The sequence below is a fragment of the Halomonas sp. genome, from assembly GCF_029263665.1.
In the GTDB taxonomy this organism is placed as follows: domain Bacteria; phylum Pseudomonadota; class Gammaproteobacteria; order Pseudomonadales; family Halomonadaceae; genus Halomonas.
Genome location: NZ_JAJUFQ010000007.1, coordinates 91,260 through 105,362, shown reverse-complemented (window position 1 = coordinate 105,362; position 14,103 = coordinate 91,260). Strand labels below are relative to the sequence as shown.

At 57.1% G+C, this 14,103-nt stretch carries 16 protein-coding genes; 9 read left to right on the top strand and 7 right to left on the bottom strand.

The genetic code is table 11. The features are described from left to right. Nucleotides 1-34 precede the first annotated feature (34 nt). From Q1K07_RS09640 to Q1K07_RS09630, 3 genes are all read left to right on the top strand, one after another. Nucleotides 35-778: a sulfite exporter TauE/SafE family protein gene (locus Q1K07_RS09640; RefSeq protein ID WP_300310188.1), complete on the top strand. Its 744-nt coding sequence runs from the start codon at nucleotides 35-37 to the stop codon at nucleotides 776-778. Between the two features lie 124 nt (nucleotides 779-902). Further along, a complete protein-coding gene (locus Q1K07_RS09635; RefSeq protein WP_366945057.1) occupies nucleotides 903-1,055 on the top strand; it encodes an entericidin A/B family lipoprotein in 153 nt (50 codons plus the stop codon). A 115-nt stretch (nucleotides 1,056-1,170) separates the two neighbouring features. After that, entirely contained in the window at nucleotides 1,171-1,494 is a 324-nt protein-coding gene (locus Q1K07_RS09630; RefSeq protein ID WP_300310184.1) for an I78 family peptidase inhibitor, read from the top strand. 125 nt (nucleotides 1,495-1,619) lie between these two features. On the opposite strand, the gene Q1K07_RS09625 is transcribed toward Q1K07_RS09630, so the two are convergent. The 6 genes from Q1K07_RS09625 to Q1K07_RS09600 form a co-directional block, all read right to left on the bottom strand. Next, nucleotides 1,620-2,135 (bottom strand): acyl-CoA thioesterase, encoded by a 516-nt coding sequence (locus Q1K07_RS09625; RefSeq protein ID WP_300310182.1) that lies wholly within the window; start codon nucleotides 2,133-2,135, stop codon nucleotides 1,620-1,622. 29 nt (nucleotides 2,136-2,164) lie between these two features. Continuing rightward, on the bottom strand, nucleotides 2,165-3,472 hold the full coding sequence (locus Q1K07_RS09620; RefSeq protein WP_300310180.1) for a short-chain fatty acid transporter: 1,308 nt from the start codon (nucleotides 3,470-3,472) through the stop codon (nucleotides 2,165-2,167). Between the two features lie 90 nt (nucleotides 3,473-3,562). Continuing rightward, nucleotides 3,563-4,888, bottom strand: coding sequence for an MATE family efflux transporter (locus Q1K07_RS09615; RefSeq protein ID WP_300310178.1), 1,326 nt, complete (start codon nucleotides 4,886-4,888; stop codon nucleotides 3,563-3,565). 63 nt (nucleotides 4,889-4,951) lie between these two features. Next, nucleotides 4,952-5,200 carry a YfhL family 4Fe-4S dicluster ferredoxin gene (locus tag Q1K07_RS09610; protein WP_300310176.1) on the bottom strand — a complete coding sequence of 83 codons (249 nt, stop codon included), beginning with the start codon at nucleotides 5,198-5,200 and terminating at the stop codon, nucleotides 4,952-4,954. Between the two features lie 123 nt (nucleotides 5,201-5,323). Beyond that, nucleotides 5,324-5,803: a pantetheine-phosphate adenylyltransferase gene (gene coaD, locus Q1K07_RS09605; protein ID WP_300310174.1), complete on the bottom strand. Its 480-nt coding sequence runs from the start codon at nucleotides 5,801-5,803 to the stop codon at nucleotides 5,324-5,326. Continuing rightward, nucleotides 5,803-7,692 (bottom strand): beta-ketoacyl synthase, encoded by a 1,890-nt coding sequence (locus Q1K07_RS09600; protein WP_300310383.1) that lies wholly within the window; start codon nucleotides 7,690-7,692, stop codon nucleotides 5,803-5,805. Before Q1K07_RS09600 ends, coaD begins: the two co-directional genes overlap by 1 nt. A 303-nt stretch (nucleotides 7,693-7,995) precedes the next feature. On the opposite strand from Q1K07_RS09600, the gene Q1K07_RS09595 reads away from it, so the two are divergent. Beyond that, on the top strand, nucleotides 7,996-8,706 hold the full coding sequence (locus Q1K07_RS09595; RefSeq protein WP_300310172.1) for an SAM-dependent methyltransferase: 711 nt from the start codon (nucleotides 7,996-7,998) through the stop codon (nucleotides 8,704-8,706). Here Q1K07_RS09595 and Q1K07_RS09590 read toward each other — a convergent pair. Beyond that, on the bottom strand, nucleotides 8,690-9,586 hold the full coding sequence (locus tag Q1K07_RS09590; RefSeq protein WP_300310170.1) for a LysR family transcriptional regulator: 897 nt from the start codon (nucleotides 9,584-9,586) through the stop codon (nucleotides 8,690-8,692). The two genes, Q1K07_RS09595 and Q1K07_RS09590, sit on opposite strands and share 17 nt — an antisense overlap. 118 nt (nucleotides 9,587-9,704) lie before the next feature. Between Q1K07_RS09590 and Q1K07_RS09585 the strand changes: the two genes are divergently transcribed. From Q1K07_RS09585 to Q1K07_RS09565, 5 genes are all read left to right on the top strand, one after another. Continuing rightward, the gene (locus tag Q1K07_RS09585; protein WP_300310167.1) at nucleotides 9,705-10,166 is read left to right on the top strand and encodes a PACE efflux transporter; all 462 of its coding nucleotides are present in this window, start codon (nucleotides 9,705-9,707) and stop codon (nucleotides 10,164-10,166) included. Further along, a complete protein-coding gene (locus tag Q1K07_RS09580) occupies nucleotides 10,166-10,495 on the top strand; it encodes an SMR family transporter (protein WP_300310165.1) in 330 nt (109 codons plus the stop codon). Before Q1K07_RS09585 ends, Q1K07_RS09580 begins: the two co-directional genes overlap by 1 nt. A gap of 126 nt (nucleotides 10,496-10,621) precedes the next feature. Continuing rightward, entirely contained in the window at nucleotides 10,622-11,863 is a 1,242-nt protein-coding gene (locus Q1K07_RS09575) for a hypothetical protein (RefSeq protein WP_300310163.1), read from the top strand. Nucleotides 11,864-11,964: 101 nt separating this feature from the next. Then, the gene (gene dacB, locus Q1K07_RS09570; RefSeq protein ID WP_300310161.1) at nucleotides 11,965-13,431 is read left to right on the top strand and encodes a D-alanyl-D-alanine carboxypeptidase/D-alanyl-D-alanine-endopeptidase; all 1,467 of its coding nucleotides are present in this window, start codon (nucleotides 11,965-11,967) and stop codon (nucleotides 13,429-13,431) included. A 27-nt stretch (nucleotides 13,432-13,458) separates the two neighbouring features. Then, nucleotides 13,459-13,833, top strand: coding sequence for a diacylglycerol kinase (locus Q1K07_RS09565; protein WP_300310160.1), 375 nt, complete (start codon nucleotides 13,459-13,461; stop codon nucleotides 13,831-13,833). The last annotated feature ends 270 nt before the right edge of the window (nucleotides 13,834-14,103 follow it).

Sequence of the window (14,103 nt, the reverse complement as noted above, 5' to 3'; positions counted from 1 at the left end):
GTGAGATCGCAATAACACAGGACAAGGATCGCCCATGACGCTATTTGAAGCCACTGCCTTGCTCGGCATTGGTGTCGTGGCAGGCTTCATCAATGTGCTGGCTGCTGGAGGCTCCATGCTGACACTGCCACTGTTGATGTTCTTCGGTTTGCCTCCACAGGTCGCCAATGGCACCAATCGGGTTTCCATCACTTTTCAAAGTGTCGCTGCCGTTGCCAGTTTCTTGCGGGCTGGCTCGCGGCACCTTGATCTGAGCTTGCGCCTGTCCTTGCCTGCCGTTGTGGGGTCTCTATTGGGGGTATGGCTAGCGCTGAATATCAGTGATGCTCTGTTCCAGCATATTCTGGTGGTGGTCATGAGTTGTGCCGCAGTGATCATGATGTTGCCTCAGCCCAAACTGGATACCCGACCGTTGTCCAGAGACCGGCTGACTCCAGCCGTGTATCTCGCCATGTTTGCCATCGGTGTGTACGGCGGTTTCCTGCAAGTCGGAGTGGGTATTCTGTTCATCATTGTGCTGTATCGCATGCTCAAGATTGACCTGGCTCAGGTCAATGCTTTTAAAGTGCTGATTGTGCTGGTATACACTTTGCCCGCATTGGCCATGTTTCTGTGGCATGACCAGGTGCGCTGGAGCTATGGTTTAGTGCTGGCAATGGGAAGCATGACCGGAGCCTGGTTGGCAGTGAAGGTCAATGTGAGCGCTCGTGGAGCGATGGTGGTCAAATGGCTAACCTTGGCTGTCATCGTGGTGATTATCCTCAGGCTGCTACTGTAAGGGGCTGTGGATAACGTCGAAGGCCGTGCAGCTGGCATTGGGGGCTAATATCAGCTAGTCGGTTATTTAGCTAGTTGACCATGGTGCCACCATGATGGATAAAAGCATTGTTGCCGTTTGAAAAATGAAGGGAGCTGGAAGCATGAAGAGAATGTTGTCACTTGTATTGATTTCGCTGCTCACCATGGCAGTGCTGACTGGCTGCAACACTTGGAGAGGCGTAGGGCAGGATATCGAGAAAGGTGGGGAAGCCATCCAGAATAGCGCAAATAAATAACCCCATTTGCGTAATATTTCCTCTGCATGACCGAGGGAGCCTATTGGGCTCCCCCGTTATCAAGCGTTATATTCTGAGTCTTCGCAAATGCATCTATTGGCAATGGAGGCCAGACATGAAGCGATTCTTCCCCGGACTGTTGATGCTTGCCGCTGTGAGTATGGTCGGCTGCCAGTCTTCCGCCCAGACAGCACCATCCGAGCCAGCGCCCATGCCGCCGAAAATGGGGGCTCAGGCACCTTGCAATGCCGATGCCATTCAGCAGCATGTCGGTAGCCCGTACCAGTCAAGCCTCGACGAGCAATTATTGGGCGGAAGTGGTGCCAAGGCTTTGAGAGTATTGCGTCCTGGTGATGTGGCGACCATGGATTTCCGTCAAGATCGCCTGAACGTGAAGTTGGACGACAATGATGTCATCGAGTCGCTTGTCTGCGGCTGATAGATACCTGTTGTCTGCTGTGACCCGCTGATTGATGTGCTGCTGAATACGTTGAAGATGGACGTGCGCAGATAAAAAGGGCTGCCCTCGACTGGACAGCCCTTTTAGTTGCTGGATGGATAGTCTTACGTGTTGGTTGCGTCGCTGTCGAACCTGGATTGTGCCTGTAGTTCGCCGGCGGCTTCCTGCTTGCGCAGCTTCTTTCGCAGGGCAGCTTTCTCAAAACGCAGCTTGCGAATAGGTGTATCCAGTTGCAGTGGCTGCACAGGAGCCGGCCGGCCATCCGGGTCCACTGCCACCATGGTCAGGTAGCAGCTATTGGTATGACGGATGATCTTCTGCTGGATATTCTCGGCGACGACCTTGATCCCGACTTCCATGGAGGAGCGGCCAACGTGGTTGATACTGGCCAGGAAGGTGACCAGTTCCCCCACATGGATCGGCTGCTTGAACAGTACCTGATCCACTGACAACGTGACCACATAATGGCCGGAGTAGCGGCTGGCACAAGCGTAGGCGACTTCATCAAGCAGCTTGAGGATAGCGCCGCCGTGAACCTTGCCACTGAAATTCGCCATATCAGGGGTCATCAAGACCGTCATGGTCAGTTCGTGCTGGCCGGGCAGGCTATGATCTTCCATCGTTGTATCCATTTGTCTTGTCAGTGGTCTTATAGCCAAGTCAGGCAGGCGCCGATGATGGCTCCTGTGACAAACAGCTGTATCAGGCAGAAGCCCATGATGTCCTTGGCCTTGAGGCCGGCAATGCCCAGTACAGGCAAGGCCCAGAAGGGTTGTAGCAGGTTGGTCCAGGCATCTCCCCAGGCCACGGCCATGGCAGCACGAGGAATATCGACGCCAAGTGCCTGAGCGGCGGGAACGACTACGGGTGCCTGCACTGCCCACTGACCGCCACCTGACGGGACGAACATGTTGACCACGCCAGCGCTGATAAATGTCCAGAAAGGCAAGGTGGTTTCCGTGGCAAAGGAAATCATTGCCTGGGATAGTGTCTCGGCCAGTCCCGACTGCACCATGATGGCCATGATACCGGCGTAAAAAGGAAACTGGATGACAATACCGGCCCCACCCTTGATGGCTTCCTGCAGACTGTTGAGAAGGCTCTGAGGGGTGCGGTGCAGCACGATGGCCAGAAACAGGAACAGGAAGTTGACGACATTCAGGTTGAGGCCCCCGCCGCTCACGAAGTAGCTGATCAGATAGATCAGCCCTGGTAAGCCTACCAGCATGGCCAGGGTCATGCTGTTTTCCAGGCGCTCTGCCGGTCGAGTGATGCGTACCCGCGGTTCTTCCTCGGCGCCGAGCAGGGCAGGGTCCACATAGATGCTTTCGCTCTCGCTGGGCAGCATCAGGCGATTGACCAATGGAACAGCGACGAACAGTGCTGCCACCAGAATCAGGTTGAAATAGGAGAAGATCGTATCAGCAGTGGATACGATGCCGATGCTCTCCTGCATGAAATGGCCTTCGGTGGCAATGGTCAGCGGTACGGAACCGGCCAGTCCGCCATGCCAGACAATGAAGCCGGAGTAAGCACTGGCGACCAGCAAGCGGTAATCGACCTTTACCTGGCGGGCCAGGGCCTTGGCGAATAATGCACCAACTACTAGCCCGAAACCCCAATTGATCCAACTGGCGATGAGTGAGACCAGCGTAACGAGAACGACGGCGGCACCTGCATTCTTGGCGTAGCTGGCAAGATGATCGAGCAGGCGTTTCACGGGAGGAGAGCTGGCCAGCATATAACCAGTGACCAGTACCAGCAGCATCTGCATGGAGAACTGCAGCAGGCTCCAGAAACCATTGCCCCAGTAGTCGATCACTGCCAGCGGCGACTTATGCTGAATGGCAATGGCGGCAACAGCCGCAATCAGGGTCAACAGCAAAACGAAGATATAAGGGTCGGGCAGATAGCGTTCGACCAGCTTCACAGCGGGTCGTGACAGGGCTCTAAGCATGGCGTGTATCGCTTTTTCTGATTGTTGAGGGAGGGCCTTGCCTGGCCCTGGCGATAAAGCAACCGGTTCACTGGCAACCACAGGTCGTGTTCAGGAACTCCACCGGCTGCTGCGATAGATATGATAGTAAGCGATCAGTACCGTGGAACGCACGACCGTGAAGAGGGTGAAAGCAAGCCATAGGCCATGATTGCCGAGCCCCTGTGTCAGCCACCATGCCGGCAGGTAAATCGCGAGCGCGATGAAGATGGAGTTGCGCATCTCGGCAATGGCGGTGGCGCCAATGAAAACGCCATCGAGCAGATAACTCCATACCGCGACCAATGGCATGATCACCATCCATGGTAGATAGTCTGCTGCACTGGCTCGCACCTCGGGAAGTCCGGTGAGCAGGGAGATCAGGGCGTTACCACCCAGCGCAAAGGCCAGACTGGCCAGGATGGCGCTGAGCAAAGAGCATAGCGCAGCACCGCGTACAGCGGAGGCGAACTCGTTGAAACGCCGGCGGCCGATGGCATGGCCGGTGAGTGCCTCGGCGGCATTGGCGAACCCGTCCAGGGCATAGGACGTCAGCATGATGAACTGCATCAGCACCGCATTGGCGGCCAGTATGGTGTCTCCCTGTGCTGCGCCCTGGGCGGTGAAGAAGGCGCTGGCAAACAGTAGTCCCAGGGTTCTTACGAACAGGTTGGCATTGATCGAGAATAGCTCGGTATAGGCTGACAACCTGAACAGGTGCGGTGTTTCAAAGTGCCCAGTCAGCAGACCAAGGCGTTTGCGGCACAACCAGAGGCCAAGCATCAGGGCACTGTAGTCGGCAATCACTGATGCCCAGGCGACACCGTCGCTGGTCATGCCCAGGCTCACCACGAAAAGCAGGTCGAAGGCAATGTTCACACCATTGTTGACCAGCAACAGCATCAGCGTGACGCGACTGTTCTGTTGGCCCAGGAACCAGCCAAGAATGGCATAGTTGGCCAGGACAGCAGGAGCGGAAAGCAGGCGTATGCCGGCGTAGCTGGCGGCCAGCCCTGTGGCTTCTGGGCTGCCATCCAGTAACCATAAACCCAGGTGAATGAGGGGGTGACCCAATGCAATCAGCAGGGTGCCGATACAAAGGGCCAAGATCAGCGACTGGCCGAGAAGGTGACGTACCTCGTCGTCCCGTTCACGACCATAGGCCTGGGATGTGAGGCCAGTAGTGCCCATGCGCAGGAAGCCGAAGCTCCAATAGAGGAAGCTGAACAGTGTGGCGCCCAAGGTGACACCAGCCAGGTATCGGGAATCTGACAGGTGTCCAACCACAGCCGTATCGACCAGGCCGAGCAGTGGCACGGTAATATTGGACAGGATGATCGGCCAGGCGAGAGCAGTGATGCGAGGCAGACTGGCAAAGCTATCCTTGAGAGACGACACAGTGAACCCCTTCCCTGGGCAAGTAAGGGGACGCCGTACAGGCAACTCCCGTCTCCGCCTTGATCAGGCGGCAGTGATGATGTGGTACTTTTCCATCAGTTGGTCGTGGTTCTCGACACGCTCCGGGTCCAGAGGGATACAGTCTACCGGACATACCTGCTGGCACTGGGGCTCATCGTAATGGCCGACGCATTCCGTACACAGGTTGGGGTCGATGACGTAGATCTCCTCACCGGGAGAAATGGCGCCATTGGGGCATTCAGGTTCGCAGACGTCGCAGTTGATGCACTCGTCGGTGATCATCAGGGCCATGGGAGTCCTCACGCAGAGTCTTGGCCGTTGAGCCAGGCAGCGCGACAGGCCAAAAATCGATCAGGCAACATGCCATCGCGCTGCAGTGGGTGGCGGATTGCCGCCAAAGTCCAAGTGGTTTAGTCAGGTATTGTAATGGTTGCGCATCGCCTCGGCGACCTTGGGATGCACATGCTGAGAGATATCGCCGCCTAGACGGGCAATCTCTCGTATCAAGGTGGAAGAAATGTAAGTGTTTTCCAGTGCAGGGGTGAGGAACACGGTTTCCAGGTCAGGCATCTGGGCGCGGTTCATATTGGCCAACTGCAATTCATATTCGAAGTCGGATACGGCACGCAGTCCACGCAGCAGTATGCGGGCGTTGTTGGCTTTCATGAACTCTGTCATCAGCCCGGAATATCCGACCACTTCAACGCTGTCGTACCCATCGAGGACGTCCCGAGTCAATTGCAGGCGTGCTTCGAGGGGTAGCGCCGGTGATTTACCGGGGCTTTCTGCAATGGCCACCACCACCTTGTCGAACAGCTTTACCGCCCGCTCGATCAGGTCGAGATGGCCATTGGTGATGGGATCGAAAGTTCCAGGATAGACGGCAGTCGTCATCAGCTATCCTCGTCGTTGAAACGCCCAAAGGGGTTGTGCACATCCAAGGAAACAGGCTGGGCATAGCCAGGAATGCGAATGATATCGCTGCCTACTTCGAGCTCAGGACCTTCGAGCACTCCCTCGCCAAAACGATAGCGAACCTGGAAATGGCCTGCATCGGCCTCGTTGTGGTAAGCCTCGGCCTTGGCCCTGACCGTCTCGCGGCGCTCGTGCCACTCTGCTACAGCCGCTTCGCCATGACGCTGCTGCAACAGGCGCTCCGTCACCTTGGGCGACAGCACGACACCAGTGGCATTATTGCCACCGAAGCCTTTGGCATTGATGAAGGAAGCGTCGGCATCAAACTCGATGGTGTGCTGGAAGAAGCGCAGACGTTCGGCATAGACATCGTCGGCAATGCGGTCGATCGTGCTGATGCCTGGCAGTAAACCATAGGCAAAGCTACCCAGGGCGTTGACCAACTGGTCGCCTGCTGCACTGCCCTGAGAATGGCCGAGGTAGGCTTTGATGGCGACGACTGGCCAGTCATGGATGCCGTTGGCCTTGGCCACGGCATCGAATACATGGGATTCGGTAGTACGATTTTTCGGTGTCGAGGTGCCGTGGGCATGGAGGTAGGTGCGCTCACGCAACGCCTTCTCTCCCAGCATGTCGCGAACCAGGGCACAGGCCTTGCCCAGGGTGACATAATTACCAATCCCAGGGGCTGAGATAGAGCGCTTCCAGCCGTCAGCGTTGACAAAGACGTCCGGCACACTTCCGAGGATCTCGGCGCCAACTTCCAGTGCCAGTGCATCGTCCATCAGCATCACGAACTGGCTGGCTTCGCCCATGGTGAAGCCGCAGTTGAGAGCGAAAGGACGGCTGGCGCGCTGGTAGTCTGCGTCGGTGAGCAGTTCCAGGGCGTCCAGGGCCTTGAGACTGTCATCATCGGCGAGAGCGCCCATGACACGGAAGCCTTCGATCACCTCTGGTGTGATAGGAGCATCTGCCGTTCCTACCATGACCACGCGGGAGCGGCCTGCGCGAATGTCCTCGATGCCCAGACGCAGGTTATACAGGAAGCTGGCGCAGGCACCGAGGGCAGCGCCAGTAGCCCCGACACTGCCAAGGACATAGGCGTTGAGGAAGTCTGCCGGCATCTGACCGTAGCCCAACGGCATCTGCTTGGAGGTCGCGCGCTTGCCGGAGACGAAGCTCTGCAGTAGCCCACCCCAGCCTTCTTCATCGAGCTGGCCGATGGAATTGCCGGCGTAGACGCTGATGCTATCCGGATCGAGCCGGTCGCGCAGGATATCCCATTCCAGGCCGCTGTTGCCCAGGCAGTCGCTGGCAGCGAATACGGACATGGACAGTCCCTTGGGGTGATGGACGCTGCGATACAGCTGGCTGGCATCGAAGCCGGTAGGGAGTTGGCCGGCAGTACGCACCTGGGCCGGACGAGATTCCGGCAGCATGACATCCATGTTCCCGGCGGGAACCGTGACTTCCATGTTGTGGCGGTCCAGTTCGCGGACCTGCCAGGTAGGCGGCAGCTCAGCGGGTAGCTGGCGGCGACGCACACGGAAGGTCAACGGTGCATCCAACGCCAGGCTGGCAGCACGGTTGGCCGGTAGTCCTTCAGCACCGAAGCGTGGATCTTCAATGCGACGAATCAGGGTGTGGTTGAGCACATGGTCACGGGTAGCTGCGACCAGAGCCTCGGCATCCAGCTCTTGGCCGGAAGCGTCATACCAGCGCTGGTCAGCGTCACGGCTGGCCAGGCGCATCATCGCCGCCAGGCCCAGCAGAGTGCGGGCCTGCTCAGCCTTGGGCAAGGCATCGAGCACAGTGCGGCGAAAGGCCTGGTGGCCCGAGGTTCGGCCGGCCGGGTTAACGCCGCCCATGCCCACGATCACAGGTAGATGTGACAAGCCGGGGTCCTCGTCAATAAATCGGGAAAATGAAGCAAAACGCCGTTCGATATTGCCACGGGAGAGGATTGCAGGCCAAGAATCTTAGCATTTGGTCTGGTTGACGTCATGCGTGGTGCAGTAACGAAACCGCTGCACCTTGAGTGTGCGTCACGGGTATTTGGATGGTGTTCGCATTACACTTCCCGCTATCAATGGATTTTCCCCGTACAGGAAGAGGATGAACCATGTTCATGTCTTTTTTTGCCGGGGCTGTGTAAGTACGACGAGATTGCCATGACTCAGTTCCATAGTCGCCCGATCAGTTCGGGTCAGACCACGCCGCATGAGGATTTGACTCGCAGGGTTGGCCGAGCGTTGTCCCATGTCTGGCGCAAGCCAATTGCGGGCCATACGCGTGCAGCTTTCGAACAGGCTGATGCTTGGCGTAGAGCCCAGAAGAGCCGAGGGTTTATCCTTGATTCATGCTGTGGGGTAGGCTTGTCGACTCGCAAGCTGGCCATGCGTTTTCCTGAATACAGTGTCATTGGTGTCGATCGCAGTGCAGATCGCCTGTCTAGAGACCATGGTGAGTTGCCGGACAATGCGCTGCTGGTGAGAGCTGATCTGGTGGATTTCTGGCGTCTGGCGCTGGCTGGAGGATGGAAGCCGGAAAGGCACTATCTTCTCTACCCCAACCCCTACCCCAAGTCGGTGCAGCTCAAGATGCGCTGGCACGGCCATCCGGTGTTTCCCGCTATCGTAGGCTTGGGGGGGCGTCTAGAAGTGCGCTCCAACTGGCGTCTGTATATAGAGGAGTTTGCCATTGCCGTTGCACAGGCTTCTGGTGTCACGGCTCCGCTGGGGCCTTTCGACCCAGGCGACGATCCCTTGACTCATTTCGAACGCAAGTATCAAGCCAGTGGCCAACCGCTGTGGCATCTGGTAGTTCAACTCGATTACCGGCCTGGGCTATTGCCGGGCGCCGAATTCATGCCAGATCTCTGAAACGTTCTCGCAGCGTCTGTTGCAGCCAGGTGGCGATGGGCCCCTGGCCAGCATCCCGGCGAGTGACAGTATCCACTTCGATGCTGGGCGCTTCTCCTAGCGTGGCACTGGTCAGTTGGGTGAGGCGATGCCGAAAGGGCGGATAGTGAGCGATATGTTCAGGCACGATAGCCCAGCCAAGGCCGCGGGTCGCCAGTTCGGCCATCGAATAGAAGCTGTTCAGGCGCCAACACTGGCTGCTCAAGGGAGGTGCCTGTGTGCTGGAAGGCTGGTAGCGGCGCGGTGCCATCATCAGTTGTCGGTGTTGGGCAAGATCACTGGGGGTGACGTGGGGCAGGCTCGCCAGGGGGTGTGATGCCCCCACCACCCAGTGTTGGCGAAGCAGGGCAATGCAATGGTTTTCCAGTGCACCTGGTGTACGTTCATGGCTGAGCAGGATTCCCAGATTGGCCGTTCCATCCTGGACCCAGCCGGATACATCGCCCTGGGCACCGTACAATAGCGTCAGAGAAAGCGCGGGGTAGTGCGTTGCCAGTGCCTCGAGGGTTGCGTCTACCGGGGGCATTTCCACCAGAGCTTCATCAATGGCGACCACCAGACGGGGTTCTTCTCCCAGTGCCAGGGTATGGGCACGGGCATTCAGGCGTTGGCATTGAGTGAGCACTGCATGGGCTTCAGGTAAAAGCGCTTCACCCGCGGCGGTCAGGGTGGGAGATCGCGTACTCCGGTCAAACAACTCGCAGCCAAGGTCCAGTTCCAGGTTGGCAATGGCCATGCTTACCGCAGATTGCGCCCTGCCAAGATGGCGTGCTGCTGCGGAAAATGAGCCTCGTTCGGCACAAGCGGTGAATAGCTCTAGCTGGTCCAATGTCCAATGCATGATGAGATTACCTAACCTATCTGATTTTTAGATAGTATCTAGCTGGATACTATCAAGAATAGCACTAGAATCTCCTTGGCTTATCCTGCTGTCGCTTAACGTCAAAGGAGAGAATTCCATGCGTTCGTTCAAGGAGCGTCTGGCTCATATGTCATTGTTCGAGCTCGGTGGGTTGGTGATCGTGACTCCGCTGGCCAGTGCCATCAGCGGCCATGGCCTGGGCGAGATTGGTATCCTGGCTGCAGGACTGGCGACGATCGCCATGCTGTGGAATCTTGTCTGGAACTGGTTCTTCGATCGCCTCGTACCGACTCGCCAGCGAACCATTGGGCAACGGTTCGCTCAGGCAATGGGGTTTGAACTGGGCTTGCTGCTGGGCACCCTGCCCATCGTGGCCTGGTGGTTGAACATTGGCCTGATCGAGGCATTCTGGCTTGATGCAGGCTTTATGTTGTTCTTCCTGTGTTACGCCATGATCTTCAACAGCCTGTTTGATCGTGTCATGCAGCGGCGCCTTGCGAAGCAGGCTTCAAAGGCACAGCAAGCCACGAAAGCACAGCAAGCCATGAGGGAAGCCTGATGAGTTACTTATATCTGGCCCTGGCCATCGTCGCTGAAGTCATTGCGACTTCAGCCTTGAAGGCCAGCGAGGGGTTCAGTCGTTTCTGGCCCAGCGTACTGGTGGTCGCGGGCTACCTCACGGCATTCTATCTGTTGGCTCTGGTATTGCGCAGTGTGCCGGTGGGCATTGCTTATGCTCTGTGGGCGGGGCTCGGTATTGTATTGGTTGCCTTGGTCGGCATTGTTGTCTATGGCGAGAAGCCTGATTTTCCCGCAGTACTGGGCATGGCCATGATCGTAGGAGGTGTGGCCATCATTCAGCTGTTTTCTTCGGTTGCCTCTCACTAGTCTCGTATACAAAAAAATGGGATAGACAATAGTCTAGTGGACTAATCTGCAATTTTTGTCGCCAGTGATATCGAATAATTGTATACAGAGCGTTATTTTTATGTGTGCAGTTATCGAGGCGCAAAAATGGATAATGATGGTCGTCCGTCTCTTGAGGCCGTCCGTAGCCCCACTCCTTCTCTCCAGTCAGGGTGGCTCTGGGTCAATGTCATGGCGGCCGCTGCTCTGGTCGCAGTCGTGGGCTGCCTAGGCCTGCTGGCACAGCAGCTTGGCCAGTCGTGGCAGTCTGCCTGGCCTGCATATAATGATTATTTCTCTTCATCTGACTCAGGTTTCGCCTGGGGAAGATGGTTTCTTGGCGACATGTCGGAACCGACGTTCTACAAGCATGAACTGGCGAGTCTGGGATTATGTATTGGAGCGTTTTTCGCCTGGCTTGCAGCATATCGAGGGAGTCGCTGGCAGGGCTTCCCGATTGCCTATGGTTCGGGGCTCTGGCCCTGGATACTTGCTGCTTCCACATTTTCGCTGCTGCTGAATCAGCTGTTGTGGGGCTGGACGCTGACGAACACCGCGAATTGGCAGCCGACCTTCGTGGTTTTTGTCTCTTTGCCAGCGGCAACGGTTCTACTGTTGGGCCGAGGCTGGCGGGTTGCCATGCTGGGTGCTGTCATGGGGCCCCTGCTGGTGACACCGTTGGCATTGCTGTTGATCAACTATCTATGCATTCCGATGGGATGGCCTGCGGTAATTGGTGGGGTGAGTGCCATGGCTCTGGGAAGTGTAGCTGCCTTCTATCTGTATCGTGTCTTTCGTGGTGCCATTGCTGTCTGGGTTCGCTTGCCTGTGAAGCCACAAGAGATGCTGGTGGAACAGGGGACTCGGCGCGAAGCCAGGTTTGGCGCAGGGTGGACAGTACGGCGCATCCTGGCGGACTTTTCCGAGTCACAGTTCTACGGTAATGAATGGGCGGGGATAGGTCTGATTGCGGGGGTGTTGCTTGCGGTTGTCCTGAACCCTCTCGGCCCTGCCTACGGCTCGTTGTTGCTGCCACAGATCCTGGTAGGGCAGGTGATGACTTCCGCCATTGGCATCATATTATGGCGGCGCAAGTGGATGGAGAAAGGCTGGTATCCCACTTATGTCCCTGTGGTATCTGTTGTACCGGCCTGCGTGGTTGGCCTGGGTAGTGCGCCGGAAGTGATCATTCTCAGTGCCTTTGCCGGGGCGCTGATAGGGCCGCCTCTGGCCAGCTGGATCTCCGGGCAACTGCCCGACGACTTCCATCCTTATATCGGTAATATGCTGTCGATGGCATTGAGCACCCTGGCTATCATCCTGTGGCTGAGGTGGGTATTGGGCATGTGAAGCGGTATCTCGGTCGAAACCGTCATCATCACACGGTAGACTCGATATTCAATTGTGCCGGGAGCTGGCGCAATATCCGTATTCACCTCAGGGAAGTCCTTATGCCTTGTCGCCCGTTATCATCCTGGCTTGCCACCATCATGGCGGTTTCTCTGGCTGTGCTTGCCACATCTTCTGTTCAGGCCGCTGGGTTTTCACATCTTCAAGAGCTTGGCCAACAGGGGTATCAGATCAGTGCTCAAGCACGTTTATTGGGCGACAGTGCTGAAGAGCCAGAAATTCTGGGCAGCATTACCCCTGAGAAGCTGCTGACACCAGCATCGGTGACCAAGGTCTACACCGCAGCAGCCATTCTGGATGCCCTAGGTCCCCAGTATCGTTTCACCACGACGCTCAAGAGTACTGCGCGTCCAACTGGTGATGGCGTGCTGAATGGAGATCTGATTCTGGACGGTGGAGGTGACCCTGGACTGACCAGCGAGGACCTGTGGCGCTTGACTCAGCGCCTGTATCAGGCCGGGGTTCGTCAAGTGACGGGACAGCTGCTGATCAGCCAGTGGCGTTTTGGTCCGGTGGAATGCAGGACGGTTGATCGCTGTGCAGTGGCCGAGCGCTCCGATAATGCCTACAGCGCCTTGCTGAGTTCTTCTGGAGTGAACTATGGCAGCTGGTGCGTGCAGGTAGCCCCTGGGGCTGTTGGGGGGCCTGCCCGAGTTACGGACTGTAATGCCATGACGCCACTGATGGGCATCAGCAATACGGTGACCACTCAGGGAGCTAACGGGGCCACGGGGCTGGTTGCCAGCCGGGTGCAGGAAAATGGTACCGAGCATCTACGAGTGGCGGGAAAGATCGCTATCAATGAACTGCCTCAGGAAATCTATCGTGCCAGTGCCGATCCTGCGGCTCAGACAGCCACGATCCTGGGAGCCATGCTTGAGCTTGCGGGTATAAAGGTCGAAGGCGGACATGGCACGACCAGCGAACGGCCACCCTCGAACGCCGTCCGTTTGGCGGCAGTGGATGGTAAACCGCTGCAGGAGCTTCTGCTGCGCATGCTCAATTATTCGAACAACTACATGGCTGACCTGATGGCACTGGACCTGGTGGAAGAGCCCCAGGCGCAGCTCGACCAGGCTGGAGAAATCCTGGAGGCCTTCGCGGCCAAGATTCCGGGGCATGGGCCTGTGACACTAGAGAGTGGTAGCGGCTTGACGACCGGCAACAAGACATCGGCACAGGGAGTCAACTCCGTGCTCGAGTACATGTACGGGCGCAGCGAACTGTTCCCGGTCTTTGCTGCTGGCCTGCAGGCTCCTACCAATGGCCCCATGCGTCACTTGCGGCGAGGCTCGCAGACATTCCAGAGCCATGTGATGGTAAAGACGGGAACATTGAATCAGCCGGTGGCCGTGCGTGCTCTCAGCGGATATTTTCGTACCGCCGGGCAGCGCTGGGGGGTGTTCACGGTGCTGGTCAACGGCACATCCAATACTCCTTACCTGAGCTGGTCACGCGTCCTGGATCTGGTATCCCTGGATCTTGACCAGATGATTTCCCAACACTGACTGACGCCTTGCCTGAGGAGATAGTTGATGAAGCCCGGACATACCGGCTGGCGCCACTTGGTTCATTCCACTCGTTATTCGCTCAAGGGGCTCAAGGCGGCATTCCGTAATGAATCCGCCTTTCGTCAGGAACTTGGCTTGTGCCTTGTGCTGGTACCTTTGGCCTGGTGGATCGGGGATACGCCCGTTGAATGGATTCTTCTCGTCGGTAGCTGCTTTATGGTGCTGATCGTCGAACTGGTCAACACGGCCATCGAAAGCGTGGTCGATCGGATTGGGCCTGAGCGTCATGTTCTTTCCGGACGAGCCAAGGATATCGGCTCGGCAGCAGTGATGCTGGCACTGATTATGGCAGGGCTGACGTGGATCCTGCTGGCTGCCGACAAATATCATCTGATCTAACTGAACCGAATCTTTCCTTCCATGCCCCCTGGTGGCCACTCGACATGGCTGGCTGCCAGGAGCGGATAGCAGCTGCTGGATAGCACTTGATAGATAGTCCACGGTGTTGATCCGTTCACTTGTTCATCGCTTGCCTGTCATTGCCCTTGCCGAACATGCAAAAGTCGACCCGGATATCGAGGCTACGCTATAGCGCATGGGTGGTATGCTCAGGTTAAAGCGCTCTTTCTATCGTCATGCGAGAGCGCGCAGGCATTGATCAAGGAGTGC